General features: G+C 58.8%; 24 protein-coding genes and 2 pseudogenes. 16 read left to right on the top strand and 10 right to left on the bottom strand.

Annotated features, from left to right (window positions below):
• Positions 1–131 precede the first annotated feature (131 nt).
• From argE to ABIG06_RS07325, 3 genes are all read right to left on the bottom strand, one after another.
• Positions 132–1295: an acetylornithine deacetylase gene (argE, locus tag ABIG06_RS07335; protein ID WP_424578141.1), complete on the bottom strand. Its 1164-nt coding sequence runs from the start codon at positions 1293–1295 to the stop codon at positions 132–134.
• Between the two features lie 83 nt (positions 1296–1378).
• On the bottom strand, positions 1379–2125 hold the full coding sequence (gene phnF, locus ABIG06_RS07330) for a phosphonate metabolism transcriptional regulator PhnF (protein WP_424578140.1): 747 nt from the start codon (positions 2123–2125) through the stop codon (positions 1379–1381).
• 14 nt (positions 2126–2139) lie between these two features.
• Entirely contained in the window at positions 2140–3633 is a 1494-nt protein-coding gene (locus tag ABIG06_RS07325; protein ID WP_424578139.1) for an alkaline phosphatase family protein, read from the bottom strand.
• Between the two features lie 183 nt (positions 3634–3816).
• Between ABIG06_RS07325 and ABIG06_RS07320 the strand changes: the two genes are divergently transcribed.
• Genes ABIG06_RS07320 through ABIG06_RS07290 form a run of 7 tightly spaced genes read left to right on the top strand, consistent with a single transcriptional unit; the run spans position 3817 to position 10841 of the window.
• Complete coding sequence (locus ABIG06_RS07320; protein WP_424578138.1) at positions 3817–5376, top strand: ABC transporter substrate-binding protein; 1560 nt, start codon at positions 3817–3819, stop codon at positions 5374–5376.
• 11 nt (positions 5377–5387) lie between these two features.
• The gene (locus tag ABIG06_RS07315; protein ID WP_424578137.1) at positions 5388–6449 is read left to right on the top strand and encodes an ABC transporter ATP-binding protein; all 1062 of its coding nucleotides are present in this window, start codon (positions 5388–5390) and stop codon (positions 6447–6449) included.
• Positions 6450–6452: 3 nt separating this feature from the next.
• Positions 6453–7343 carry an ABC transporter ATP-binding protein gene (locus tag ABIG06_RS07310; protein ID WP_424578136.1) on the top strand — a complete coding sequence of 297 codons (891 nt, stop codon included), beginning with the start codon at positions 6453–6455 and terminating at the stop codon, positions 7341–7343.
• Entirely contained in the window at positions 7340–8266 is a 927-nt protein-coding gene (locus ABIG06_RS07305) for an ABC transporter permease (protein ID WP_424578135.1), read from the top strand. Before ABIG06_RS07310 ends, ABIG06_RS07305 begins: the two co-directional genes overlap by 4 nt.
• A 1-nt stretch (position 8267) precedes the next feature.
• Positions 8268–9185: an ABC transporter permease gene (locus tag ABIG06_RS07300; protein WP_424578134.1), complete on the top strand. Its 918-nt coding sequence runs from the start codon at positions 8268–8270 to the stop codon at positions 9183–9185.
• 9 nt (positions 9186–9194) lie between these two features.
• Positions 9195–9866 (top strand): peptidase C39 family protein, encoded by a 672-nt coding sequence (locus tag ABIG06_RS07295; protein ID WP_424578133.1) that lies wholly within the window; start codon positions 9195–9197, stop codon positions 9864–9866.
• Positions 9867–9920: 54 nt separating this feature from the next.
• Positions 9921–10841, top strand: a complete 921-nt coding sequence (locus ABIG06_RS07290) for a LysR family transcriptional regulator (RefSeq protein ID WP_424578132.1) — start codon at positions 9921–9923, stop codon at positions 10839–10841.
• A gap of 35 nt (positions 10842–10876) precedes the next feature.
• Here ABIG06_RS07290 and ABIG06_RS07285 read toward each other — a convergent pair.
• Positions 10877–11074 (bottom strand): annotated as a pseudogene (locus tag ABIG06_RS07285) (IS66 family transposase); the annotation flags it as partial.
• Positions 11075–11154: 80 nt separating this feature from the next.
• Here ABIG06_RS07285 and tnpA (ABIG06_RS07280) point away from each other — a divergent pair.
• The 7 genes and pseudogenes from tnpA (ABIG06_RS07280) to ABIG06_RS07250 all read left to right on the top strand — a co-directional run bounded on the left by tnpA (ABIG06_RS07280) (position 11155) and on the right by ABIG06_RS07250 (position 16783).
• Positions 11155–11556 carry an IS66-like element accessory protein TnpA gene (gene tnpA / locus ABIG06_RS07280; RefSeq protein WP_424578131.1) on the top strand — a complete coding sequence of 134 codons (402 nt, stop codon included), beginning with the start codon at positions 11155–11157 and terminating at the stop codon, positions 11554–11556.
• A complete protein-coding gene (gene tnpB / locus ABIG06_RS07275) occupies positions 11553–11900 on the top strand; it encodes an IS66 family insertion sequence element accessory protein TnpB (protein WP_424578130.1) in 348 nt (115 codons plus the stop codon). Before tnpA (ABIG06_RS07280) ends, tnpB (ABIG06_RS07275) begins: the two co-directional genes overlap by 4 nt.
• A gap of 44 nt (positions 11901–11944) precedes the next feature.
• Positions 11945–13594 (top strand): IS66 family transposase, encoded by a 1650-nt coding sequence (gene tnpC, locus ABIG06_RS07270; protein ID WP_424578129.1) that lies wholly within the window; start codon positions 11945–11947, stop codon positions 13592–13594.
• Between the two features lie 202 nt (positions 13595–13796).
• Positions 13797–14219, top strand: coding sequence for an IS66-like element accessory protein TnpA (gene tnpA / locus ABIG06_RS07265; RefSeq protein WP_424578128.1), 423 nt, complete (start codon positions 13797–13799; stop codon positions 14217–14219).
• On the top strand, positions 14213–14566 hold the full coding sequence (tnpB, locus tag ABIG06_RS07260) for an IS66 family insertion sequence element accessory protein TnpB (RefSeq protein WP_091898177.1): 354 nt from the start codon (positions 14213–14215) through the stop codon (positions 14564–14566). The genes tnpA (ABIG06_RS07265) and tnpB (ABIG06_RS07260) overlap by 7 nt, the downstream gene beginning before the upstream one ends.
• A 51-nt stretch (positions 14567–14617) precedes the next feature.
• Positions 14618–16184: pseudogene (gene tnpC, locus ABIG06_RS07255) on the top strand (IS66 family transposase).
• Entirely contained in the window at positions 16181–16783 is a 603-nt protein-coding gene (locus ABIG06_RS07250) for a plasmid pRiA4b ORF-3 family protein (protein ID WP_424578127.1), read from the top strand. The pseudogene tnpC (ABIG06_RS07255) and the gene ABIG06_RS07250 overlap by 4 nt, the downstream one beginning before the upstream one ends.
• 242 nt (positions 16784–17025) lie before the next feature.
• On the opposite strand, the gene ABIG06_RS07245 is transcribed toward ABIG06_RS07250, so the two are convergent.
• Both ABIG06_RS07245 and ABIG06_RS07240 read right to left on the bottom strand, forming a co-directional pair.
• Positions 17026–17778: a hypothetical protein gene (locus ABIG06_RS07245; RefSeq protein ID WP_424578126.1), complete on the bottom strand. Its 753-nt coding sequence runs from the start codon at positions 17776–17778 to the stop codon at positions 17026–17028.
• A 263-nt stretch (positions 17779–18041) separates the two neighbouring features.
• Positions 18042–18323: a DNA -binding domain-containing protein gene (locus ABIG06_RS07240; protein ID WP_424578125.1), complete on the bottom strand. Its 282-nt coding sequence runs from the start codon at positions 18321–18323 to the stop codon at positions 18042–18044.
• Between the two features lie 1201 nt (positions 18324–19524).
• On the opposite strand from ABIG06_RS07240, the gene ABIG06_RS07235 reads away from it, so the two are divergent.
• Both ABIG06_RS07235 and ABIG06_RS07230 read left to right on the top strand, forming a co-directional pair.
• Positions 19525–19749, top strand: coding sequence for a hypothetical protein (locus ABIG06_RS07235; protein WP_424578124.1), 225 nt, complete (start codon positions 19525–19527; stop codon positions 19747–19749).
• A gap of 110 nt (positions 19750–19859) precedes the next feature.
• Positions 19860–20045, top strand: coding sequence for a hypothetical protein (locus ABIG06_RS07230; protein ID WP_424578123.1), 186 nt, complete (start codon positions 19860–19862; stop codon positions 20043–20045).
• 277 nt (positions 20046–20322) lie between these two features.
• On the opposite strand, the gene istB is transcribed toward ABIG06_RS07230, so the two are convergent.
• From istB to ABIG06_RS07210, 4 genes are read right to left on the bottom strand one after another with little or no spacing between them, the layout of a single operon-like run.
• Positions 20323–21090: an IS21-like element IS1631 family helper ATPase IstB gene (gene istB, locus ABIG06_RS07225; RefSeq protein ID WP_424578122.1), complete on the bottom strand. Its 768-nt coding sequence runs from the start codon at positions 21088–21090 to the stop codon at positions 20323–20325.
• On the bottom strand, positions 21068–22852 hold the full coding sequence (istA, locus tag ABIG06_RS07220; protein WP_424578121.1) for an IS21 family transposase: 1785 nt from the start codon (positions 22850–22852) through the stop codon (positions 21068–21070). The genes istB and istA overlap by 23 nt, the downstream gene beginning before the upstream one ends.
• A gap of 29 nt (positions 22853–22881) precedes the next feature.
• On the bottom strand, positions 22882–23223 hold the full coding sequence (locus ABIG06_RS07215; protein ID WP_424578120.1) for a recombinase family protein: 342 nt from the start codon (positions 23221–23223) through the stop codon (positions 22882–22884).
• Positions 23159–24844 carry a recombinase family protein gene (locus tag ABIG06_RS07210; protein WP_424578119.1) on the bottom strand — a complete coding sequence of 562 codons (1686 nt, stop codon included), beginning with the start codon at positions 24842–24844 and terminating at the stop codon, positions 23159–23161. Before ABIG06_RS07210 ends, ABIG06_RS07215 begins: the two co-directional genes overlap by 65 nt.
• Positions 24845–25452 lie beyond the last annotated feature (608 nt).

Below are 25452 nucleotides of genomic sequence, written 5' to 3'. Positions count from 1 at the left end.
TCGCTTTCTTGAATGAATCGATCGAAAACTCGGATATTTGCATTCGAGCTGGCCGTCATTTCGTGAATTATTTCTCTCTCCGCTGGGAATGTTGGTCAATTATTCAGCGCGTCAGGCCGTCTTTGCGTGTCCTACATCTGGCCGGTCGCGATCGAAAGCAGGTCATCGACAAAATGAACGCAGGCTTCCAATTGCGAAATCTCGATGAACTCGTTGGGTTTGTGGGCTTGCTCAATCGAACCTGGGCCGACGACAACAGTTGGAATATCGGCGATCGCGGCGAACAGTCCGGCCTCAGTGCCGTAGGGCACTTTCGCCACGGCACGTTGATCGAGCAAATCTTGGACTGATTTTACCAGCGATGCATTGGGTGAAATGTTGAACGCCGGATAGCTAGTGTGAAATTCGAATTCAATCGCGGCTTCTGGAGCGATGCATTGCATCTCGCGCAGAAGAGTGTCCTGCGCAAAAGCATGGACCTGGTGTACGAACTCATCAATCTCTTTCTGACAAGATCCTCTTATCTCGTAGTCGAAGGAGCATTCGTCGGGAACGGCGGCGACCCACTGTCCGCCGCGGATGGGTGCAACGTTTACCGTCACAGAAGGGACCGTTTGGAGCGCATCCTGGGAGCCGTCACGCATAAGGCGCCTTCCCAAGTGATCTATATGACTGATGAGCCTGGCAGCGTACAAAACCGCATTCACGCCATGAGGAGCCAACGAGGAATGACAGCCTCTTCCGCGAACCGTCACGCGCTCGGCGCGCTTTCCCTTGTGCCCAACGACAACTTGCATCATCGTCGGCTCTCCGACAATGCATGCAAATGGCTTCACGGGCCGCGTTGCAATCTCCCGGAGCATCGGTCGGACACCGACAATTCCAACCTCTTCGTCATATGACAGTGACAAATGGATTGGGAACGACAGCTCTTGTCGTGCCAAGCGAGGAAGCGCGGCGAGGCAAGCTGCGATGAAGCCCTTCATGTCGCACGCACCGCGGCCGTATAGTCTGTCGTCACGTTTGTGGAGTCTGAACGGGTTTGATTTCCACGAACTTTCGACTGCTGGAACAGTATCCGTGTGTCCAGACAGCACAAGACCTTGCCTCGCTGCAGGTCCAAATGTGATCCAGAGCGCTGCCTTCGCTTTTGAATCACAAGAAAACCTTTCGGCGGTCGCGCCGAGTGCGGCCACATAGGCCTCCACCCAGTCGACTAGCGGTAGATTCGACTTGCTGCTTGTAGTGTCCATTGAAATGAGGGTTTGCAAAATGGATACCGCTTTCGACAGCATGTCGGAACTGGCGTGATCTTTGCGCCTCTTGGCTCCGCTCAAGGGATCCATGTTACTAATGGTCTTAAACAGTCCTGCCTCCCTCAGATCAGGCGCGTCGCAGAGAGGCCAGCCGAAGCGAGCTCATTGAAGTCGATTCGAAAATGTATCCGCGCGGCGCATAAGATGTTCTCGCCAAATTTAATTGGTACGCCATCCGAGCAGTCGAGGTTCTCTTTTACGAACACAGGTGATGCCGTGGACATTCCAAGAAGACGAGCTTCGTCCTCGGTCGGAAGCCTTGCGTTGATGAGGACCCACTGCTGCGTGTAGGACGCTATTCCGACGCGCTTCAAGGCGGTTGAAACTGAGTTCAACCCGGAAAACACATCCAAGAGACCTGGAGTCCGTTTCGCCGCGAAGTAGTTGTGGGCGATAACGATCGGAATGTCGTCCTGATAACTCAGGGTGTCGATGCACAACACATCATCGCCGCGCGTGACATCGAGATGGCCGGCCAATCGGTCATCCGCGGGCATGGTCCTGGCCGAAAGGATGTCCCGGCGGGCCAGGCGACCTTGGGCAAGCAGGTTATCCGTGAGGCGAGTTTGGGAGGAGAGAAGGTACGGGGTTGGGTTTTCGACGACGAACGTTCCGCGCCCTTGCTCTACCCGAAGAACACCCTTCTGCTCCAATGCGCGTATCGCGTACCGCACGGTATGGCGATTGACCCCATATTTTGATGCGAGCTCGACATCATTCGGTATTTTTTCTCCGGGAGGAAATTGTTTCGAAGCGATATTTTCCTCGATCCTCGCTCGAACAAATTCCCAGCGTTTTCCCTGAAACATCAGATTCCCTTCTTTCAACCGGCTGTTATCGGCGGTCGCGATTCGCTGCCTCGCTTCTCTGCTGCATTCCAATTGATTTCCGCGCCTTTAAGATAGAGGCGCTCTCGGTAGCGGACGCGGTGGAGAACTGCCTGGCGCCGAGAAGATGTAACCGAAAGGCTTGCATCGTCGGCTGAATATCTTTCCGTCGGCTGAGCATGCGACGCCTCCTCCATGACGCGTCCTTGAACAGTCTGGGGGAGTGGTAGGCCAAGGCCGTTCAGAATTGTGGGTGCAAGATCAACAATGCTCGTTGGTGTCGTGAGGACGCCATGACCAAAATGGTCCCCAGCAAGGATGCAGAGGGAGGAGAGTTCGAAGCGTGTTAGGCCGCCATGCATTCCAACCCCTACCGGGTATGTGCCATCATAAAAGACCGTGTCAGGGCTGCTATCACGGTTCGTCTGCGCGCAATCACCGAGCACAAATGACAAGTCTGGGCTTCTGGCGTGCTCCGCGAAAACTGCAGAGTGGGGGAGAGTCGTCTCCAGCAGCGGCAGCCCGTCTGGCATCGTCCGGGAGAACGCAACCCCAAACCATGGCGTTTCTGACAGGCAATGATGCAGTTCGCTTAAGAGGCCAAGGTCCTTGTCACGAACCCAAATATTTACGGCCCGTTGTGCTGTGAGCACAACGTTGGACTTATCGCTGAATTCCGCACCAACCGCGAAACCAGCTTTGGCTAGGTAACTCGAAACCGAGACCTTCTCTCCGATGATCGCATGGCCATGATCGGACGCAGCGATGAGCTGGAGCTGCTGCTTGCTTCTTTCTGCATCCCACCAATTGAGAATTCGCCCGAATTCGCCATCGACCTTGGATAGGACTTCTCGAGCCTTCGGGTGAGCAAGGCCAAACAGGTGATAAGAGATGTCCGGCTCTGAAAGCCAAAGTAAGGTCAGATCCGGCAATGGCGCGCAGGCAACGTATGAAAAGAATACGTCCACGACTCGCTTGATCGTGTCGAGAGCGGGCGCCTCCCCTTTCGGGAGTTCCGGGAATGTTGACGCAATCCGATGAACGATTGGGTTGCTGCTGAACTTTTTCGGGTCGTGCACCCAAAAAGCAGGTGCGTCCGATTGCCAGCTGCCCCAGCTTGAGAGTCCCCAAGACCCCTGAGACTGGGAGCCGATGGATAGCATCGTCCTTCCGTGCGCTCGCAAGACTTCGCCAATTGCAGTCGAAGTCAGGACGCCTTGCGTTTCACTCCCTAGTGAAAGGAGAGTAGGAAGGGAAGCGCCGTCAATGAACTGCCCCTTCGTGAAGAATTTGTTTCCAACGATGCCGTGGCCGGAGCCATGGCTACCCGTGGCAATCGCGGCCGAAGAAACGCGCGTCTCACTAGGAAACGACGCAGTATGTTGGTCGAGGCGAAGCCCGGCCCTCGCAAGCGCACAGAGATTTGGCGTTACGCGCTCATCGATCTGATCAGGCCGAAGGCCATCAAACACGATGGCAATAAACTTCACTTGAGACTCTCCGCCGCTTTCGACTCAGCTTTCAGCATAGATGGCGCTGGCCACAATGTCTAGAGACCTAGGCACCTAGACACCCGTATTATTCCTGTCATACTGACGGGCTAAGAGAGTCCGCGACAGCGATCCAAGGCGCCGCTTACGCGCCGCACGAAATCAGCGAATGAGGAGATGAGCATGAGCGCACGTTCGCGTCGGACAGTTCTGAGAATGTTGGGTGCCGTGGGCCTGTCGAGTTTCGCGATTCCGGCCCTGGCCCACCGGCGCGATGGCGCCGCACTTAAAGTTGCAATGCAAGATCTGCGAATTGAGTTGGACCCGCTTCACACGCGCGCAACAGCGCTAGTCAGCTTTCGAGTCCTCGAAAGCGTCTATGACAAGCTTTTTCAGATTGACTATCGGAATGGCGGACAGTTCCGTCCGAAGCTCGCAACCTCGATCGAGACGGCAGACAACATTGTCTTTCGCGTGCGCCTGCGCGAAGGCGTCAAATTCCACGATGGTCACGAATTGACCGCAGACGATGTGGCATTCACGTTCGGTCCGGAACGCATGCTGGACAAAGGTGCGCCCGGGTATGGCGTTGGGCGGATCACTTTTCCTTCCCTAGCTGGTGTGAAGGCGATCGAGCGCTATGTCGTCGAATTTACCACCAAGGCGCCGGATCCAATTTTTGGGAAAAGGCTGACCTCCTATGGTGGCGGGATCGTTTCGAAGTCGGCCTACTCGAAGGCCGGCAGCTTTGAAGAATGGGCCAAATCCCCCGTTGGCGCGGGTCCCTATCGAGTCGTTGAGGCCGTTGGAAATAGCCATGTTCGCCTCCAAGCCCATCCCGACTATTGGGGCGGCAAGCCCCCTCTGGAGAGCATCGAGTTTCGGGTCATCCGGGAGCCCGCAGCGCGCGTAGCGGGTCTTCGGGCGGGCGACTTCGATATCATCACCACCATCGCACCCGACCAGTTTGATTCCATCACGGCTGATCCAAAGCTCAACATCGTGGGTGGTGATACGACTTCATTTCGAACGGTCCAATACGACACGCTCACCAACACCGTGCTACGCGATCCGCGCATTCGCCGTGCGATGAATCTCGCGATCGATCGGCAAGCTATGGTGAGGAGCATTTGGAGGGGGCGCATTTCCGTTCCCCGGTACCACCAGCACCCGGCTTATGGTGCGCTATACAATCCGGATCGGCCCGTCCCGGCATATGATCCCAAGCGGGCGAGACAGTTGTTGTTGGAAGCCGGATACAAGGGCGAGAAGATCATCTTCAAGACGGTCGGTGACTATTACACTGCGGAGATCGCCGAGACACAGGCTATGGTCGCGATGTGGGGCGCCATCGGTCTCAATGTCGAGATCCAGATCAAGGAAAATTGGTCGCAGGTTCAGGATCAATCGCCTCGGTGGGTGAACAACTCGTCCGATGGTACCTATTATCCTGATCCTGCTGCGTCCTTCGTTGCTCGCTGGGGTTCTGCGAGCACGTTCCAGAGCGGCGGATATTGGAAGAACGACCGTTTCAATGAGCTTCAAGGTACGCTTCTCACGGCTCTAGACCCGAATGTCCGTCGTGCAGCATACCAAGAGATGCTCGATATATTCGACGAGGTTGATCCTCCTGGGACCGTGCTGCACTCCCTTGGCGAGTTTTTTGGAAAACGCGCAGACATCAAATGGGCGCCTACATCAACAGGACTGCTTGACTTCCGGCCGGGGGCAATCTCCATTTAGCGGAGGTGCGCATGGAAAAGCATGTTCCACAGCCCGCCAAACTCCCCCTCGCTCAAGATGCGGGGGCGATCGGCATTCGCTCCACGATTGTTCAACGACCTTCCCCTTCACTTGGATCTGGATCCACGTTTTCCGAGCGCGAAAATATGCGTCTTCTCGAGGTCTCTGGCCTAAGCGTTTCCGCCGGCGGGGAAGGAAAGGCTAGATTACTTGAAGAAGTCTCATTTGAAATTCGCCGGGGTGAGTTCTTTGCGTTGGTCGGCGAGAGCGGCAGTGGCAAGAGCGTACTCTGCTCAGCGCTCATGGGATTGTTGCCATCTAGCCTTACGTCGACTGGTCGAATTTGGTTCGATGGGAGGACGCTGGCCCAGTCTCATCGACGCTCGCGCGCCGTGATTTTTCAGCAGCCTACTCAGTATCTTAATCCACTCCGCACCATAGGATTTCAGATCCAAGAAACCGTGGAGATTGCCTCCCGAACGACAAAGCGCGAGGCGCGGGAGCGCGCCGTCGATCTCCTGCGAAGCGTGGGAATACACGACCCCATCGGGACGATGCGCAAATACCCGCACGAGATGTCGGGAGGTATGAATCAGCGGGTCATGATTGCACTTGCTCTTGCTCTTCGCCCCAAGCTGCTCATCGCTGACGAACCAACGTCGGCGCTTGATGTTACGACGCAGAAGCAGATTATGGATCTATTAGACCGCGTTCGATCGGACTGGGGAATGGCAGTCCTGTTCGTAACGCACGATCTCGCCCTGGCGGCCGAGCGATCCGACCGCATTGGCGTTCTGTACGCGGGCCAGCTCGTGGAGGTCGGTCCAGCAAAGCTCCTGGCCGACACTGCACTACATCCTTACACAGATGCTCTGTTCTCCTCGATAACGGACATCTCGCTTTGCCCGACTGGACTTCGAGCTCTTGCCGGTGGCGTACCTGACCCGACCCAGCGGAAAGAAGGATGCCACTTCGCCTCCCGATGCTCAAAAGTGGTTAGCGAATGCGAGCAAACAGCGCCGTACCTCGCGACCGATGTCGATCACGCAGCGGCATGCCACAATCCGAGGTAGGCGATGGCTCCTGAGAAACAAACCAGTTTAGAGAGTTCGGACAGGCACCAGATCTCGCCTTTGCTTGAATTGCGGGATGTGGCGTTTGCCTACTCGCAAACTGGAAGGAGTGGCAGGCCTACCTTGAGCAATGTCAGCTTCGCAATCGGTCGCGGTCAGGCGCTCGGCCTTATAGGCGAATCCGGAAGCGGGAAGAGCACAATCGCCAAGCTGGCCCTTGGACTTGCGACGCCGAAAGAGGGAGCGATCTACTTCGATGGTAGGCAACTTTCAAAGGCGAATTTGTCGGCGTTCCGCCGCCGAGTTCAACCGATATTCCAGAACCCGATGGATGCTCTTGACCCACGTATGACGGTGCAAGAGCAAATCATAGAGCCGCTGCTCGTGAACTTCCGCCTTCCTCGCGTGGAGCGTGGGAGGCGCATGGCAGAAGCGCTGGCCGCGGTTGGACTTCCGATCCAGATCGCCGAAAAGCGTCCTCGTGAAATAAGTGGCGGACAAGCACAACGAGTCACCATCGCGCGGGCCCTAGTTCTCAATCCCGATCTACTCGTTTGCGACGAGCCTGTTTCTGCATTGGACATGACGGTCCAGGCGCAAATCCTAAACCTCTTAAGTGAACTCAAGAGTAAACGGCACCTCAGTCTGTTGTTCATCAGTCACGATATCCGAGCGGTCTCGCACCTGTGTTCCGAGGTCGTTGTTCTGCGCAGCGGCCGTATCGTAGAGAGCGGAACTCGGGACAACGTTCTCACGCAACCGGGGGCGGAGTATACCAAGCTGCTTCTCAGCTCTATTCCCAATTTTAGGCCAAGCAGAGTTGGTCATGTCCTTGCGGACACCCGTGCCTCAACGCAGAGTCCGAGCGGCGAAAAAGGGGCAGTTGTCAGATGATAGGCCGCCTCGCGCAGCCCGTTGCGAAGCTTGCACGGGCAATTATCACAATCTTCCTAATGGTTACCGCCGTCTTCGTCTTGCTTCGCAATGCAGGCGACCCCGTGACTGTATTTCTTGGCCCAGACGCGACGCCGGAAATGCGAACGGCCTACACACATCAATTCGGGCTCGACAGGCCTCTTCTCGAACAGTTCCTTGCCTATTTTGACAACGTGCTGAGAGGCAGCTTCGGAAGATCCTATGTCGATCACCGCGAAGCATTGCTGGTCGTGATAGACCATCTTGGCTTGACGTTAATTCTGATGGGAACGGCATTGGCGCTGGCGATCATATTCGGTCTCTTTGCGGGGGTTCTTTCTGCAGTCTTTCGTAGCACGTTAATTGATCGGTTTCTAACAGTCGCAAGTTCCGTAGGCCTTTGCGTCCCGGCCTTCTTTCTTGCCTTGATACTTATGTTGGTCTTCGCAATTCAGCTCAAACTGCTGCCAACGAGCGGGGCGGACAGTTGGCGCAATTTGATACTCCCAGCGACGACTGTGGCGGCTGCAAGTTCTGCGGTCTTGGCACGCTACACGCGAACTGCGATGATCGATGCGCTCGAAAGCCCCTATGTTCTCGCGGCAAGATCACGCGACATTCCCGCCTGGCGCATCTTGATCCATCATGCGTTGCCGAACGCGGCCGTGCCGATATTGACGGTGCTCGGGTTGCTTGTTGGGGGAGTGGTTACGGGCTCAATGGTAGTCGAGACGGTGTTCTCGTGGCCCGGGATGGGAAATCTGTTCATCACGTCGATCGGCAGCCGCGACATACCGGTAGTCCAGGCGATCGTTATTCTTTCTGGCACGGCGATGATACTCTCCAATCTTGCGGTGGATGTCCTTTGTATCCTGATCGATCCGCGAGCGCGACGAGTCTAACATGGAGCTGAAGGCAATGATGTTGGGCCTCCCGTCTAGTTTTCCTCGACGATTGATGAGGTTGTCCTTGAGCCAAGGGCTCACGTTGCCATTTGGTTTCAGTACGTACCTTGCGATTGCCTGGATCTCCGTTTGTGTCTTCACGGCGATCTTTGCCCAGGTTGTTGCGCCCTATGATCCGGCAGCTATTTCGCTTGACGCTCGACTTGCTCCGCCGGCGTTTCTTGGTGGGTCATCGGATCATCTTCTGGGGACGGACGAGCTGGGAAGAGATGTACTCTCAAGGCTCATCTATTCGATCCAGATTAGCGTGGCGGTCGCAGTATGCGGGACCGTGTTCAGTACAGTGCTTGGGACGCTGCTCGGTTTCATCGCAGCCGAGTTCAATTCCGCTATTGACGAGTGCATCATGGCGGTTGTCGACATGCAGGCAGCGTTGCCGTTCATGATCGTCGCGCTTCTCGTGATCACCGTATTTGGCAACTCCGTGCCGCTTTTTATAGTCGTTTTGGGACTCTACGGCTGGGAGCGCCATGCAAGGGTGGTTCGGAATGTGGCGCTGACTGCGCGTAACCATCTCTACGCCACAGCGGCTCGTACATATAACGCCTCGCTGCCGCGCATCTACCTCAAGCACGTTCTTCCGGCCTGTTTTCCAGCGATCGTGGCCGGAACTACCGTTGGCCTCGCACAGGTGGTGCTCCTGGAAGGTACCCTGAGCTTTCTTGGACTTGGTATCCAGCCTCCGATGTCAAGTTTAGGGAATATGGTTGGTCTTGGCCGAGGATATTTGATGACTGCCTGGTGGATAGCCGTATTCCCAGGCCTTGCTATCGCCGCATCTGCTCTCGCGTTGATGTTAGCCAGTGACCACCTTCGAGGTGAGGGCTGGTCCGATAAAGAATCCAACAAGGCATAGGGAGCGATCGTGTCACTATCCACAAGCAACACGGGTGCGGCGGAAATCACCCGCAAAATCTCCCTTTACCGCCAAAGGCGAAACTATACATGCGGACCCTCATCAGTAATGATGGTGATGTCTGCGCTGAATCCGGAGTTTCGTCCAAACGAAACGGCAGAATTGGAGATCTGGAGAGAGGCGACGACGATTCATGGCGGATGCGGTCCGATAGGCTTGGCGCTGTCGCTGAACAAGCGAGGAGCCGTTGCCCATACGATGCTGAGCCATGATGGTGCGTTTCTTGAGTGTCGCGCCTCGACGGATGCTCAAAAGGAAGCGATGAGGATCCTGCAACACCGCGATCTTAGCGAGGCCAAGGAGCGCGGCGTGGATATCGCTTTTGGCGACTACTCTATTTCCGACCTGATGCGCTGGATGCATCAAGGCTGGCATCCGATAGCCATGGTCAGTATCCAATTCGAGGGCGCTACCATTACGCATTGGGTGGTAGTTACAGGCATTACCTCCACGCATGTGCTTCTGAACGATCCGCTGAAGTCCGCACATGCCGAGAATGATACTTCGGCAGTTGATGTCGCGTCGTTCGACAAGATGTCCAGGTTCGGCCCGCATGACGAGCGAGCTATTGTGTTGGCCGGCCCGCCTGAACTAGCCTTGGCAAGTTCTCCTTTTTCCTAGAAGTGCGGTTTCGCAGCGAAAGCGTAGTGAAAATCAGATCAGGAGTCCTATCGTGTGCCGGACCAAGACGACAATCGTTTACCTTTGAATGCGATCCGCGCATTTGTGAAGGTCTCTCGGGAGAGGAGCGTAACCCGCGCAGCTTCGGCGTTGGGGCTGACGCAAAGCTCGGTCAGTCGGCATTTGTCAGTCCTTGAGGAATATCTTGGGGCGGAGCTGATCAAAAGGCAGGGTCGGGGTATAGAGCTCACGGATTTTGGCCGGCTCTTTGCCGACACCGTTGCTGAGCCGCTAGACGTGATTTCATTTGCGGCACGGCGAATGCGCCGGCGTAGCCAGAGTGATGCCAATCGCATCGTTGTCAGCTCATCACTGCCGACCTTTGCCTACGCGCTCCTCATACCAAACATTCAGTCGTTCTCGACGGAAGCAGGTGGCGCGATCGTGGATGTGATGAGTTCACTGTCACTACCGTCTTCGCCTGACAGCTTTGATGTGTTGATCACACGGAATCTCGCGCCCATTGAGGAGGCAGACGACTGGGAGATTTATCGAGAGCACTTGGTCTGCGTGGGCGCTCCAGGCAACGTAACTGAGAAGGGTACGGGTGTCATAAAGACGTTACCCATGCTTACCGTCACTTCCCGACCAGATATTTTGCCAACGTGGTTGAAGTCTCAAGGACTATCTCCGGACGAAATAACGCTTGGAGCCCGATATGACCATCACTATCTGGCACTGCCTGCCGTCTTGAGCGGAAATTCCCTTCTCGTTGCACCGGAGATCGTGATTGCCGGTCTCGTACGTGGTGGCCTGCTCAGGGTCCTTCCGAACTCACGGGTGCCAAGTGGGAAGCAATATCACGCCTATTCACTCGATCGTAGCGACAACCCTGATCTGGCGCGCGCATTCTGTCGCTGGCTTGTTAGACTCTGCCGGCAGGAGACCAAGCTGATTCCATCATATGCATGGTAGTCGCGTGCACGAGCGGCTCCTACTAGGGTCCTGGCGAAGAACGGGGGCCGCGCATGGACCCAACACGCCGCTTCCTTGGGACGGTCCAGGGTGGCATCCCGCCAGATAGAGCTGGTTGTCCCGTCATAGGCGTCCGCCTGCAGGATGCCGGCATACCCCGCCAGATACGCCTGGGGATGCTCGCCCCTACGGTCGCGGGAGTAGTAGAACATCGCCGCCGGCGGCCCGGCGCCGCGTACGCCTCCGTTGACAGCCGCCTTGTTTGAGGGAGGCGAGCGCTGCAGGTCCTAGGGGTAATCCTAGGAGAAGCGCTATGACGATTTCGCGGGCAGAGGTGATCACATCCGTCGAGCGGCGGCGGCGGTGGTCGCGAGATGAGAAGGAACGACTAGTTGCCGCATCGCTCGCGCCCGGAGCCACTGTTTCCGAGGTGGCTCGCATGGCCGGCCTTCATGTGAGCCAGCTGTTCAGGTGGCGCAAAGAGTTTTGCAAGCGCGGTGAGACGAGTATGGCGCCGTTCGTGCCAGTCGAGATCGGACCGTCTGTGCCGCCGCGGGACCTGACCGAAGTGCCGTTGACGACGGCGCCGGCGCGTCGACGGAGGAGCCAGGGCATCATCGAGATTGATCTGGGTAGCGGACACCGCATCCGGGTCGATGGCGAGGTTGATGGAGACGCGCTGCGTCGCGTTGTCGATGCCCTGGTGCGCCGATGATCCCGGTTCCGACCAGCGCGCGAGTGTGGCTCGCGACAGGCTACACCGATATGCGCAGAGGCTTTCCGTCGTTGGCACTCCAGGTGCAGGAGGTGCTGCACAAAGACCCGCTCAACGGTCATCTGTTCGTCTTCCGTGGTCGCCGCAGCGATCTTGTGAAGATGATCTGGCACGATGGCCAGGGAGCATGCCTGTTTACCAAAAGACTTGAGAGAGGAAGGTTCATCTGGCCATCGGTTGCCGGTGAATCAGTCACGATCTCGCCGGCGCAGTTGAGCTATCTGTTGTCAGGGATCGATTGGCGCAACCCACAAGAAACCCAGCGTCCAACGCGGATCGGATAGCGTTTTATGTTTGAATCTGCGGCTTGATCTGATTCACTGGCTTCATGATGTCGAAGCCGGACGATCTTCCATCGGACCTTGCGAGTGCCCTGGCGGCGCTGCAGGCCGAGCGTGAGGCGCGGCTACACGCCGAGGCGGTGGCTGCCAGTGTGCGGGCGGAGCTGTCGGACAACGAGGCGCTGATCGCGCATCTGGAGCTGCGGATCGAGAAGCTCAAGCGCGAACTGTACGGGCCGCGCTCCGAGCGCACGGCACGGCTGCTCGAGCAGTTGGAGCTGGAGCTCGAGGAACTCGTTACCACAGCGAGCGAAGATGAGCTTGCCGCGCAGGCTGCAGCAGCAAAGACGCAGAACGTCCGTTCCTTCACGCGCAAGCGGCCGGTGCGCAAGCCATGGCCGGATGACATCGAACGCGAGCGCGTCGTCATGGAGGCTCCAACGAGCTGCGCCTGCTGCGGTGGATCGCGGCTGGCGAAGATCGGCGAGGATGTGACCAAGACGCTGGAGGAGATCCCACGCCGCTTCAAGTTGATCGAGACGGTACGGGAGAAGTTCACCTGCCGCGATTGCGAGAAGATCAGCCAGCCGCCCGCGCCGTTCCATGCCACGCCGCGCGGCTTCATTGGCCCACAATTGCTGGCGACGATCCTGTTCGACAAGTTCGGCATGCATATCCCGCTCAACCGCCAGAGTGCGCGCTTCAAGGCCGAGGGGATCGACCTGTCGTTGTCGACCCTGGCCGACCAGGTCGGCCACGGCACCTTCGCCGTCATGCCGCTCTTCCATTTGATCGAACGCCATGTGCTCGCGGCCGAGCGCCTTCATGGCGATGACACCACCATCCGTATCCTGGCGAAGGGCAAGTGTACCACCGGACGGATCTGGACTTATGTGCGAGATGACCGGCCCTTCGCCGGGCCCGCGCCGCCGGCTGCGGTCTATTACGCCTCGAGCGACCGACGAGGCGAGCATCCCCAGAAGCATCTGGCCGCCTTCGCCGGTATCCTGCAAGCCGATTGCTACAGCGGGTTCGAGCCGCTGTTCGATCCGCAGAAGAAGGCGCGGCCGATTACGCCGGCGTTTTGCTATGCCCATGCACGACGGGGCTTCTTCGACCTGGCCGACATCGAGAAAAATGCTCGGCAAGGTAAGAAGGGCAAACCGGTCTCTCCGATCGCACTGGAGGCGGTCAGACGCCTGGATGCATTGTTCGAGATCGAGCGCGCCATCAACGGCCGCGGCGCCGAGGAGCGGCGTGCCGTGCGCCAGGAACAGAGCAAGCCGCTTCTCGAGGACATGCACGTCTGGTTGCTGCGTGAGCGCGAAACCCTCTCGCGCTCCTCCGAGGTCCTGAAGCCTATGAATTACATGCTCAGGCGCTGGGGCGACTTCGCCCGCTTCCTCGACGATGGTAGGATCTGCTTGACCAATAATTGTGCCGAGCGCGCATTGAGAGGCATCGCCTTGGGACGGCGGAACTGGACCTTCGCCGGCAGCCAGCGCGGCGCCGACCGTGCCGCCATCATGCTGACGATGATCACGACCTGTCGCCTCAACGAGGTCGATCCCAAGGCCTGGCTCGCCGACGTCCTAGCCCGTATCGCCGACCTTCCCACATCGCGTCTGCACGAACTGCTGCCCTGGGAATGGAAGCTGGGCCAAGCCGGCAACCCCGCCGGTCAACAGGCCGCCTGACCTTCACGCAACGCCATCATAGAGCTCGCCGGGCCCGCGCGCACGCGGCAATCGGGCGGTCTTCATCGTATGCCTACGGCGCCGCCAAACGGCCGATCGTCCCGGACGTAGATCGTAAGCGTAGCGCCGAGGCCCTTCAGATTGTCTGTGCGCAGCCTTCGGAGCACCGTTAGAAGAGTCATCTTCGGCAAGGGTGCTCATAATGGACGACCATTCGGACGACATAAGACGACCGGTGACGCAGCGTATCGAAGTGTATGCTGGCGCAGGCCGGAAGCAGTGGCCGGATGATTTGAAGGCACAGATTGTGGCGGAGAGCCTCGAGCCAGGTGCGGTTGTGACAGATATCGCACGCCGCCATGGCCGCCGGCCGCAGCAGGTGCATGACTGGCGGCGCCGGGCGCGTTCAGGTCAACTGGTGCTGCCGGCTTCGGTGGATACACTATCATTCGTGCCTTTGGTGTCGGAGACGTCGCTGCCGGCGGCTGCCGCGCCCTCCGGATCGCCGGAGGCTGCCGCTATTACAATTGAGTTCCTGGGGGCACGGGTGGAGGTGCGCGGAACACCTGGGCTTGCCGTGCTGAGTGATGTGTTTGTGGCATTACGCCGGACACGTTCATGCTGACGGCTCCGGCTGGCCTCATGATTTATGTTGCGACCCGACCTGTAGACTTCCGGAAGGGCGCGGATGGCTTGGCACTCTTGGCGAAGGAGACGCTGGGCCACGATCCGATGAAGGGCGTGGCAGTGGTCTTCCGTGCGAAGCGTGCCGATCGGGTGAAGATCGTCGTTTGGGATGGCAGTGGCCTTGTGCTGTACTGGAAGCGGCTTGAGGGCAGCGCCTTCAAATGGCCGCCGGTTGTTGACGGTGTGATGCGAATGAACGCCGCGCAGCTGTCGGCGCTTCTGGCCGGCATGGATTGGACACGCATGCACGCACCTCGAATCCCGCAGCCGAAAGCACTTGCGTAGGGCATAAAATCTTCGCTGCATCGGGGCGCGAAGCATGGCAGACTCGGGCCAATGAGTGATTTGCCTGATGTGCTGCCGAGCGATCCAGCCGAGTTGCGTGCCTTTGCCGCGGCTCTGCTGGAGCGCTGCGCCAGGCTCGAGCGGTTGCTCAAGCTTGCAAAAGATGCGCAGTTCGGTCGATCCTCCGAAAAGCTTGACGCTGATCAGCTCCAGCTTGTTCTGGAGGATATCGATCAGGCCGTCGCGGCTCTCGAAGCAGCCGAGGATCGTGCCAATCCCAAAACATGCGAGAAGAGAGCTGCCGAGCGCAGGGCCAATCGCGGTCAGTTGCCGGAGCATTTGCCACGCATCGTTGAAACACTGATGCCGGCTGCAACCTGCTGCCCGTCCTGCAAAGGCGATCTCGTTAAGATTGGTCACGATGAGAGCCAGAGGCTGGACGTCGTACCGGCGCAGTATCGCGTAATCGTCACCCGCCGGCCCAAACTGGCCTGCCGCGCCTGTCATGGCGTCGTCCTCCAGCACGCCGCGCCCGAGCGATTGATCAAGGGGGGACTGCCCACCGAGCGTCTCGTCGCGCATGTAATTGATGCCAAGTATCATTGGCATTTGCCGCTCTATCGTCAGGCGCAGATGCTGGCGACGCATGGTATCGCCATCGACCGTTCCACGCTCGCCTTCTGGGTCGGCTACGCCGCCCAGGAATTGAAGCCCTTGTGGCATCGTCTGCGCGAGCTTCTGCTCGGGTCCCCGAAGCTTTGTGTCGATGAGACCCCGGCGCCAGTGTTGGATCCGGGGCGTGGCAGGACCAAAACCGGCTACTTCTGGGCGCTCTCGCGCGATGACCGGCCTTGGGCCGGACCTGACCCACCTGGGGTGATCTATGCCTATGCACCGGGCCGCGGCGCTGTTCATGGCTTGAGGCTGCTCGAAGGCTACCGTGGCATCATCCATTGCGATGGCTATGAGGCTTACAAGACCATGACACGAGAGACGCGTGCGGACGCTCTGTCCGGTACGCTCGCGTTCTGCTGGTCGCATCTACGGCGTCAGTTTGTGAAGATCGAGCGCGAGGCTTCGCCGGCACCGGCTCCGGTTGCCCGTGAGGCCCTCGCGCGCATCGCCCAGCTCTATGCGGTCGAGAAAGCCCTCCGCGGCCGATCTGATGCCGAGCGCCGCGCGGGCCGACAAGCGCATGCCCGGCCGCTGGCTGCAGCCTTGAAGCAGTGTTTTTGAGGCAACGCTTGATCACCTTGCGCAAAAAAGCGACACGGCGAAGACTTTGCGCTATGCGCTGCGTCATTGGAACGGCTTGACGCTCTACCTTGATGACGGGCGCATCGAGATGGACACGAATGCGGTCGAGCGTGCGATGCGGCCGATCAAGCTCAATGCCAAGAACGCCCTGTTCGCTGGGTGCGACGAGGGTGCCGAGAATTGGGCATTGCTGGCTTCGCTCATTGAAACGTGCAAGCTCAGTGGCATCAGCGCCGAACATTGGCTCTCTGACGTCCTCGCAAAGCTCGTCAACGGCTGGCCTGCGGCGCGACTGGACGAACTGCTTCCCTGGGCGTCGACCTACACGATGCATGCGCACGATCCGAGGCTGGCAGCATGAGCCTGAACACGACCGCCGTCCGGATCAGGGTAACCCTCAAGGACGTGAAGCCGGAGGTGATGCGTTGCCTTGTCGTACCCGTCACCCTACGCCTTGATCGGCTGCATCTGACGCTCCAGGCGGCGTTTGGCTGGACGAACAGCCACCTCTTCGAGTTCCTAGCTGCCGAAGGGCGTTGGGGTATCCCTGATCCCGACGGTGATTTTGGCCCCCAGCCGATCGATGCCCGCAAGGCGCGGCTCTACGATATCGTTCAAGAGACAGGCGCCAAGACGATCCATTATCTCTATGACTTCGGCGACAGCTGGGACCATGTGATCAAACTCGAAAAATGGTTCGACAACACGACGATAGAGGGACTACCGCTCCTGCTCGAGGCTGCCGGTCGTTGTCCTCCGGAGGACGTCGGCGGTGCACCAGGCTACGCCGACTACCTCGACGCCATCGGCGACCCTACTCATCCAGAACATGAGAATATGCGCCTCTGGGGGCCCGAACAGTTCGATCCCAACGTCGTCGACCGGAAGACGCTCGAGGCCGCCGTCAACGCATTGTCCGGAATTTGGAAGCCGCGGCGTCGCGCCGCGCGGCTCAAATAAACTTCAAGCGTCAATCAAAAGGGCCGCAGAGCTACGCTTACCGTAGATCCAGCACCGTGACCAATTCATCTCAGAACTTCGATCCAGCGGGTTCGTCGACGTGTACTATCCGAGGCTTGCGGCGGAACGGGCCGAAGATCTTCAGGACGTTCCGCTCTTGTTCGACCAGCCTTTCGCAAAGATTTGACTGCCACGGTCGAGCTCGTTTCGCCCTTGATCTAAGCGCGCAAGCCGCGGCGCTATTATCGACGGACCAAATCGTCTGGATCAGAAGCGTCTTTTAATCTGGCTGCGGTTTCGCTCAGAGCAGAGAGCGCAGCTTGCATTTTGTCGGGCCGCTCGATGGTGCGATCGAGCGAAGAGCCGTATATCGCCGCAATCGCGATCTCCTTGGCCAAGCGCGTATAGCTCTGCCACATGAGATAGAACATCAGCGGCGGGACCTGACAGTTCGCAAGCATCTCATAGCAGCGCGGTCCAGCGTTTTCGATCGCCCACCATTGCTGCGCGAGCACCACGAGCCGTCGAAAGTCTCGTCTCGTTCGGCTGAACTTGTCAGGGTCGACGCCGCCGATGAAGGCGCAATGATCGAGCCAATTCAGGCCCGCCATGATCGCAACTGGATAATCGACAACAGGAACGCCCTTGAAGCCGGCGACGGTTTCTTCGTGCGGAGCCTGCCTGAGAAAGGCATCCATCATTTCGGCCTGGCGGACGGCGCTGACCAAAAGATCTACGTCGCGCCACGGCACCATCATCACGTAGCGGCAGGCTTCGAGCCGCGTGTGCTCCCAGATGGCACGCACATTCCCGTCGGCGTCGCCCAGTCCACGCTTGCAGGCAGGGTAGACCAACCGGCCTTCATCGGTTTCCTTGATGTACAGCGGAAGCAGCCTGTCGAGGGCTGACAGGGGCGTCAGAGGTTCGAAGAGATCGCCTATAGGCTCTTCGGCAGAGGCCAGAACCGACTTCTTTGATCGTCCCCATCCGAACATTTTGGCCGCGCCAGGTCCATGCTGCGCTGAATGCCGATTACAATGGGGCTCGCCCCAAGACGCAAGGCCGCCCATTTCCGGCCTTTGAATGATCCGGAGCCCGCCCTAATTGGTTAGTAGGTTATTAACCGCCGTTCGGCAGGCTTGCAGCCACTGTTATCGCTGCCTAATCAGCCCCCCAGCCCAAGGCAGCGTAAGATGGCCGGCGGTGGATGACCTCCGCCGGCCGTTTTGCTCGAAGAGACTGTCCGCACTCTCGGCCGTTACGGAGCCTTCGAAGGCCCGCCTCGCAGCAGTTGACGGTATCCGCTGTTAGCCATCCATAGCGCGCGCTCAAGATGGGTTTCAAACGCCTGCCGGGCCCGCTTGGGCTCGCGGTCTGGGGCGATACCCAGGACGATCCGCGATACCTCGCGCCAGTCAGCGCCTTCGGCATTGGCGTCGAGCAGGCGCCAATACGTGATCGTGTGCTCTTCATCGTAGACGGTAAAGTCGGACCCGGAGGGCGCCAGATTGGCGACGACTGGCTTGAGCAGCGGCGGCATTGGCTCCCTGCGATCATTGATTGTAACACCGGGATATTTCCCGGTGTTTGTGTCGGCGGCGTGACCGTTGCAGGATCACCCAAACAGCCGGCAGCTGACATTGATGATGAAACCGCCCGGTGCTCCGATGATAGCGCCGACTAGGCCATAGCCGGCGGCGCCACCGGGACCGATCATCACCGCGCCGTAGAAAAGCCGATACCTGTACACAAGACAACCATGCCGATCAGTGTCTGATCGTTCAGCTCTTCGATCCGGTGCAGGCGTGCTCTTTTGGAGCTTTGCACATAACGACCGGCTGGCTCACGCGAGCCGCAGTGCGGGCGGTGACGGCCGAAAATGAGACATTGCCGCCGCAGTCGGAGCAGCCAATCAGCAGCGCGACTGGACCGCCTGGGAAGGCCGAATGCACGATCTGGCGCTGCCGCTACCCCACACAGCGGCCGGAAAGCATTGCGCAATGCTTCTGCAGCGAGGTAGTCACCGAATGCTACCCGCCCACGTTTAAACTGCCCACCTGGCTAACCGTCGCATGAAGCATACCGCAGAACGTCCAAGCGCCGATCCGGAAGCAGCGGCCCTCAGGACTAAACTGTTAAAGGTGGTTGCCGATGTTGAAGCCTGACTTTGGCTCGGCAGGCGGATCGAATGGAAGGCGACCGTATCGCGTGGGTCCGCCACTTGCCGAAGCGACGGTACGCCGGCGTACCCCTTGGCTGTTCCGGGCATTCGAACTCTGATGATCTCCGTATACTTCCAGATCGGCTTGTGAGAGGCCGGGGCGGCCTGGATAACACCCGAGCTGACGAGTGAGCCGCAGATGTCACGCGTGGCTCGTCGAGCAACGCAGCAGTTGAGCAGCTTCGCTTTCCGTCCAAATCTGCGGAGTTCGGTTGATTCTGCGCTTCATCGCGCGATTCAAACCCGGTGCACCTTTGTGTGTCGATATAATTAATGACTCTTACGTGTTATACCAAACAGTACAACTTAAACGTTGACATGGCCGAACCGCATTTCCTATTGTCGCGATGAGGTCCAGAAAACCTCGTACGGCAGGCGTAATCGTTTTCCCCAAAGTCCTGAGTCCTCGCGCATATGTCCAGTGGCGCAAGCGTAAAGACGCGAGGGAGCGCCTGTCGTTGCTTAGTTCTGGCTCCGGACGACTACCTCGATCTCAGAAAGATCGACGGAGAAAACGACAGTGAAAGCGGTAACAAAAAAGAAGGCAGACAGAGCTTGCGCCAAAGAGTTGGAGATTTTGGCGCGGGTCGAAAAGGATCTCGAAAATGCACGCGGCTCCGGAGCGGTAGAAGACGTCTTCCTTGGGCTTGAGGAAATCTACTCGATGCACATGCGCACCGAGCATCAAAGCGTCCGAGCAAGGTGCGAAGCCATCTTGCGCGCCGGCAGTTTGCCGAAGGCGTAACTGACGATCGTAGAGCGCTCCCTAGGGAGCGATCTACGCATTTGAGCAACGCGGCCGGCAAAAGCCGGCATCTGATGGCCTCGGCACGCTCCTAAAAGTGGTAATAACCCGTGCGAGACCTGATCATCGAAGCCTTTGACAGCGTCATCCGCCGCGAGATCGCGGAAGCGAACGACGTTCGCAAGGAAATCGCCCAGCGCGGCGCCTATTGGGCCGGCGACGAGATATGGAAGCTGCGCCGCCAAGTCGCTACGCTGCGCAAGCGCATCGCCGAGCTTGAAGAAACCGACGCGTGATCTCAGCAGACCGCGAGTATCTGCTCGGTGCCCTTTAGAACCGTGGCTTCAGTCGCTTCGCGCGGCACCGTGCGCCGGTTATCAGAGACCAGTTTCCTTTATGCCGCGTGCAGATTTCTTCCCTCAGCAGTCATCCACTGCTCGCGCGGCTTCACGCGGCTGATACGCTTGGCGGTCTCCGGGTCTTTGATGAACCTTTGCCCCGCGGGTCACTTCAAATTCCTCCGGGTGTGGTCAGTCAAAATCCTCCACCCGCGAGGCAGGACAGAAGGGACTGTTAGTTCGAGTTTGTTTCCCGGGCAAGAGCTTCAGCGGCTTCTTTGAGCCGATAGCTGCGTCCGTCGAACTCAAGCAGATGGCAATGATGCATAAGGCGATCGAGGATCGTCGTGCTCATGGTGTTGTCCCCCAGGTATGCCCCCCAATCCTGCACGATGCGATTGGAGGTGACGATGACGCTGCGGCGCAGTTTGTAGCGCTGATGGATCAGGGTCTGCAGCAAGGCGCCGGCGTCGTCGGGGATGGCGCGTGCGAGGAACAGATCGTCCAGCACGAGGAGATCGCAGTCGATGATGGTTCGCAGCCGGACCTCGCGTTGCGCGATGGGGCTCAGGGCGTTGCGGTGGAAGAAGTCATCGGTCTCAAGATACTGGACCTTGTGGCTTTGCAGGATCGCCTGATAGGCAATCGCCTTGGCGATGTGCGACTTCCCGGTGCCAGGTTTGCCGACAAGCAGCGCGTTCTCGCCAGCGGCAATGAACGCCAGGGTGTGGAGCTGGAAGCAGGTCTGACGTGGCAGTTTGGGATTGAAGGACCAGTCGAACTCTGCGAGCGTCAGCTTTTCGTCGAGCCCGGATTGCTGGTATCGCCGCTCGATAAGACGGGACTGACGACGGTCCAGTTCATCCTGTAGGATCAGGGAGAAGGTCTCGAGGAAGGGCTGGTTGGCGCCCTGCGCCTGCAGCACGCGCGTCTGCAGCGTGTCGCGGACGCCCGACAGGCGCAGCTGTCGCAGGCAACGCTCAATTTCCGGCATGGTCATCATGTGGCTGGGTCTCCAGTTTAGGGTGAGAAGGTGCAGCGGGAGCGCTCGTGGCGCCGGAGCTGGCCGGGGTTGCGCAGGCGACACGAGCGCGGATTGCCGTGGCGTGATCGTCGTGAGCCTCGGCCTGCCGACCATTATCGTCGGCGTCGCGCCGCACAGCGCGGCTGAAGAGGTCGCCGTATTCCGCGGGGGTACGGATCAGCGGATGATCCTGGGTGAGCGGCGATGCCGGCTGTGGCGTCACTCCAACCTGCTCGATCGCCTGTTCGAACAACCGCTCGACGGTCGCACGCACGTGCTTGTAGCGGTAGATGCGGTTGTCGATGGCGTGCGCGCAGGCCTGCTCGACCAGCCGCGCCGGATACTTCCGGCCCAGCCCGACAATGCCCCACATCGCGCGCTGTCCGGGGCGCCCTTCGGTGTCGAACACCTGCTGGCACAAGGCCCTGGTCTGCGGTCCGATGCGCTCGGCGCTCGCCAGCAGCACGGCGGTTTGCCGCGACGGGTTGAACGGCCGTTCGCTGGTCGGCAGGACGACAGAACCGGGGTGCGCCATCCGGGAATGAACACGCAGCAGCGCACGGGTGTGGCGATCACGGATCTCGATCGTGGTGGTGTAGATGCGCACGACGACCTGGCTGCCGATCGGCGCGGGCCGCGCGGCGTAATAGCTGTTGTCGACGCGTACGGTGGTGTCGTCGCAGACGGTCCGGACGACTTCAGTGAAGATGCGGAAGGAAGCGACAGGCAGCGGCCGCAGGTGCGGTTTCTCTTCCTGGAACATCGCCTCGACCTGACGGCGCGTGCTGCCGTGGATGCGTTTGGAAGCCCAGTTCTCCTCCCAGTGCCTCAAGAACTCGTTCTGCGCCTCCAGCGTCTCGAAGCGCCGTCCGGCCAGCGCGGTGCCCTGGGTATGTTGAATCGCATTCTCGACGCATCCCTTCCGATTGGGATCGGCCACCCGCGCGGGATCGGCGACCAGGGCGTAATGAGCCAGCATCGCGCTGTAAATCGGGTTGAGCTCGGGCTCGTACAAATCCGGCTTGAGGACGCCTTCCTTCAGGTTGTCGAGCACGACATAGCTGGGGACCCCGCCAAAATACCGGAACGCCTCTTCGTGGAGCTGCGCCCAGACTTGTTGGCTGGACTTCCAGACTACCCGCCGGAAGCTGCGCCGCGAGTAGCGCAGCGTCATCACGAACAGGCGGGGACGACGGTACCGCCCGCTCTTCGGATCAACCGTCGGCGCGCCCTCGCCATAGTCGACCTGGGCTTCCTCGCCGGGGAGGAACTCAAGACGATCAAACTGCTCAGGATCAGCGTGCCGCAACCGGCGCACAAACCGCTTGACGCTCTGGTAGCTGGACGGGAAGCCAAATTGATCAACCAGGTCCTGGTAAATCGCCTGCGCGTTCCGCTTCAGCCGGACCTGTTCTTCGATCCACGTCCGATGCGCTTCGCAAGCCGAACGGGCCAGGCTGCTGGTGACCGTCGCTTCCGATGCCCCAAAAGCCGGTGGTCGGGGTGGGGGAATTTGGCCGTCCACGCTCACCGAGCCGGTGGTCACTTCCCCGGGGGAATTTGCCTCCGCACCAGCCCGCAGCGCCCGGTAACGCCGGATCGTCTTGCGATCGACACCCGTCAGCCGGTGAATCTCGCGCTGGCTGGTGTTGCGATCAAGTAATGTAAGTACGGTGCTTTGCAGATGTCGCTTCAAGACGTTCAACTCCCCGGCCCCTTGCTGGCTAAAGGGGGCGAACATAAACGTCCTGCCTGACCGGCTACTGCTGTTCAGCCGATCCGCAGCCGATCACCAGGTGGGGGAGTTTCAAGTGACCATACCCGGGGGATTTTGACCGACCCACGGGGCCTTTGTCGGTTCCAGATGATGCGCCCGGCGTACAGCTCATTCTGAAGGATGCCGTTCAAGCGCTTGCGGCTACCGTCAATGGTCGAGGCGTTCCAGGCGCCGCCACGTGGCCCGGGTACGCCTTTCTTGTTCAAGGCAGCTGCGATGTCGCGTGGCGAGTTGCCGCCTTCAACGGCTTCTTCATCTGCGGTGTTAGACTCACGAAGGCTTTTCCTTGCCGACGCATTCGATGAGGAAGCGTGACAGCGCTTCGAACGTCTCAAAGCGGTTTATGGGGCGACCCTTATAGACTTCCCTGGAGAACCAGAACATGCGGCGGCTGAAGGTGAGCCAAGCGGAGGGCATCAAGACATAATCGAAGATCGCTTCGTTCTTCTCGTCCAGCCGGACGGCGGCAACCCATCCCTTCGGCCACCTCACGCGGTATTGCAGTGTCCAGCGCAAGGGCCGGTTTCTGTAGTTGCGGCATCTTGCGACCCGAAAGACGACATTCACGGCATTATCGATTCGAAGACATTCAGTCGAAGTATTGAGGGTGGCATGGCGACCAAGTTTCTCGAAATCGTCTCGAAGACGAGCAGCATTGCTGAGCTGCAGGGCTACCCATCGTTGATGCGCGGCGTGCTTGTCAAACCACCCTTGATTGCCGCTGTACCCGATGAGACGATAGATGTTCCGCAGCGTGCCGAAGTGCACAAGATACGAAGACATGGACGGCAGGCCTGGACTTGAATTGATGATCGTCTTGCTAAGCCTGCCTTTCTTCATCAGGACCTTACGAAGGCGAAGTAACATCTCGGCCTCGGGAATGCTGACGTGCTCCTCGCCGATGACCTTTTGCGCGCGCCGGAATACGTCGCGATGGATGATAGGTTCGATGGCATCCTCCTTTCTAATCCAAAGCTCCCTCGGGTTGCGCGTGACCTTGGCACCAAGTTTCTTGCTTTTGCGATTGTAGGTCAAAACGCCAACATAGGCTTCGTTTCGAAGGAGATCGCCGACCGCCTTTCCAAGCCACGGTCTTCCCTGGCTATTCACAATCCCTCGCCGGTTGAGCTCTCGGGCAATGGCCGCCTGCGATTTGTGACGGAGATACTCGTGGAAAATCCATTTCACGATCTCGACTTGGTCGGGCGCGCCAGGGATAAGCCTGACGTGGTCGGTAAGCAAAGATTTGCGCTGGCCGATCGTTAAAGTGCCCTTCGGCCTGCATTGATCGTCGACGAGACGTCGTTGCAACGCGTAAGCACTAGGGCCCCCCATTTTGAAGCCGCGATGCGTCAATCGGACTGACCCTGCAAACACTTTGGCGGAGAGTTCCCGACTGAACTCAGCCGCCATCACTCTCTTGATATTCTTCATGATGCTGGCAAGAAGGCTTCCGTCATTGTCGAATTGCTCCGCGCAATATGCAACCTTGATGCCCGCCTTGCGGCAGATGAACTCGTAGTGCGCACTCTCGTCAACGTCCTGAAAGCGTCCCCACCGGCTCACGTCGAAGACAAGCAGATGAGCGAAATCAGCGCGTCCCGATTGCACGTCTTCGACCAGTTCTGTAAGCCCCACTCGGTTTTCGATCTTGAGGCCGCTCTCTCCCTCGTCACGATAGGTACGGACGATGGTTAGTTTGTGAAGTTCGGCGTAGGTCGCGATGACCACGGCCTGATTTTCAATCGAGTACTCCTGGTAATCCGTCGACATGCGAACATACTGCGCCGCCCGTAGCGCTTTTTGCGACTGAGGCAGACGTTTCGCGTGTACAACAAGGGCGTTCCCCATGTTGCCTCCCGCGGCGATATCGCGCCGCGCCGTATTGCGCATCGCAAACCATTTAGGCGCGTCATCAAGTCCGCGCCATCGGAAAGTGTATTCAGAAAGAGTCAACTGCTATGTCGTATTTCTTGAAAGCACGTTGCGGCGTGCGAAGCGAGCTGCAGAGGAATGCGGGCTTGCGCTTTTTGGCCCGTAGCCGACATGTCCGGCGCAGCTCTTTCGCCCGCTTCTGACGGTAATGCGGACGTCGTTCGGCCGATGGATTTATGAATACGGGCCTAGACCATTGCGGTGCCCAAATTAGGGATAAGTCGAAGTGACCTGAGTTTGGTGAGCTGTCACGTGGACTCGGTCGTGTAGTTGCGCCGGAGGGAAGATGAAAGCCACCGAAGAGGGATTTGCAGACGTTGAGGCTGTTGCGGGCCTTCTCGAAGATCACGGACCCACAGGCACGAAGCCGTCATTGCGCTTCCGAACAGGCGCGTGAGGCCGAATGCGGCAAGTCCAATTGTCTACCCGATCGGGGCAGCCCCGAATGACCAGGCTAGTCGGCGTCGCCACTGTCAGGTTGATCAGAAGAATTCCGGTTGTCTGGTAAAACGAGCGGTAGGGGCCTGGTCTTGGGAGGCCCTTTCTCGTAGCGAGAGGCCCATCGAGCAGGCTCCGCTTGTTAAAAGGGTCGGCCCGGCTCGCCAAGTCGCGGACAAACCGGCCCGCTG

It is taken from the genome of Bradyrhizobium sp. USDA 326 (assembly GCF_049739485.1).
In the GTDB taxonomy this organism is placed as follows: Bacteria; Pseudomonadota; Alphaproteobacteria; order Rhizobiales; family Xanthobacteraceae; genus Bradyrhizobium.
The sequence above is the reverse complement of the archived record's forward strand: the minus strand, read 5'-3'. Positions and strand labels throughout refer to the sequence as shown.

Excerpts from the sequence above, each read along its gene's own strand:
- argE (WP_424578141.1), bottom strand. The coding sequence starts at position 1,295 with ATGCTGTCGAAAGCGGTATCCATTTTGCAAACCCTCATTTCAATGGAC.
- phnF (WP_424578140.1), bottom strand. The coding sequence starts at position 2,125 with ATGTTTCAGGGAAAACGCTGGGAATTTGTTCGAGCGAGGATCGAGGAA.
- ABIG06_RS07320 (WP_424578138.1), top strand. The coding sequence starts at position 3,817 with ATGAGCGCACGTTCGCGTCGGACAGTTCTGAGAATGTTGGGTGCCGTG.
- ABIG06_RS07315 (WP_424578137.1), top strand. The coding sequence starts at position 5,388 with ATGGAAAAGCATGTTCCACAGCCCGCCAAACTCCCCCTCGCTCAAGAT.
- ABIG06_RS07310 (WP_424578136.1), top strand. The coding sequence starts at position 6,453 with ATGGCTCCTGAGAAACAAACCAGTTTAGAGAGTTCGGACAGGCACCAG.
- ABIG06_RS07305 (WP_424578135.1), top strand. The coding sequence starts at position 7,340 with ATGATAGGCCGCCTCGCGCAGCCCGTTGCGAAGCTTGCACGGGCAATT.
- ABIG06_RS07300 (WP_424578134.1), top strand. The coding sequence starts at position 8,268 with ATGGAGCTGAAGGCAATGATGTTGGGCCTCCCGTCTAGTTTTCCTCGA.
- tnpA (WP_424578131.1), top strand. The coding sequence starts at position 11,155 with ATGACGATTTCGCGGGCAGAGGTGATCACATCCGTCGAGCGGCGGCGG.
- tnpB (WP_424578130.1), top strand. The coding sequence starts at position 11,553 with ATGATCCCGGTTCCGACCAGCGCGCGAGTGTGGCTCGCGACAGGCTAC.
- tnpC (WP_424578129.1), top strand. The coding sequence starts at position 11,945 with ATGATGTCGAAGCCGGACGATCTTCCATCGGACCTTGCGAGTGCCCTG.
- tnpA (WP_424578128.1), top strand. The coding sequence starts at position 13,797 with ATGGACGACCATTCGGACGACATAAGACGACCGGTGACGCAGCGTATC.
- tnpB (WP_091898177.1), top strand. The coding sequence starts at position 14,213 with ATGCTGACGGCTCCGGCTGGCCTCATGATTTATGTTGCGACCCGACCT.
- ABIG06_RS07250 (WP_424578127.1), top strand. The coding sequence starts at position 16,181 with ATGAGCCTGAACACGACCGCCGTCCGGATCAGGGTAACCCTCAAGGAC.
- ABIG06_RS07245 (WP_424578126.1), bottom strand. The coding sequence starts at position 17,778 with ATGTTCGGATGGGGACGATCAAAGAAGTCGGTTCTGGCCTCTGCCGAA.
- ABIG06_RS07240 (WP_424578125.1), bottom strand. The coding sequence starts at position 18,323 with ATGCCGCCGCTGCTCAAGCCAGTCGTCGCCAATCTGGCGCCCTCCGGG.
- istB (WP_424578122.1), bottom strand. The coding sequence starts at position 21,090 with ATGATGACCATGCCGGAAATTGAGCGTTGCCTGCGACAGCTGCGCCTG.
- istA (WP_424578121.1), bottom strand. The coding sequence starts at position 22,852 with ATGTTCGCCCCCTTTAGCCAGCAAGGGGCCGGGGAGTTGAACGTCTTG.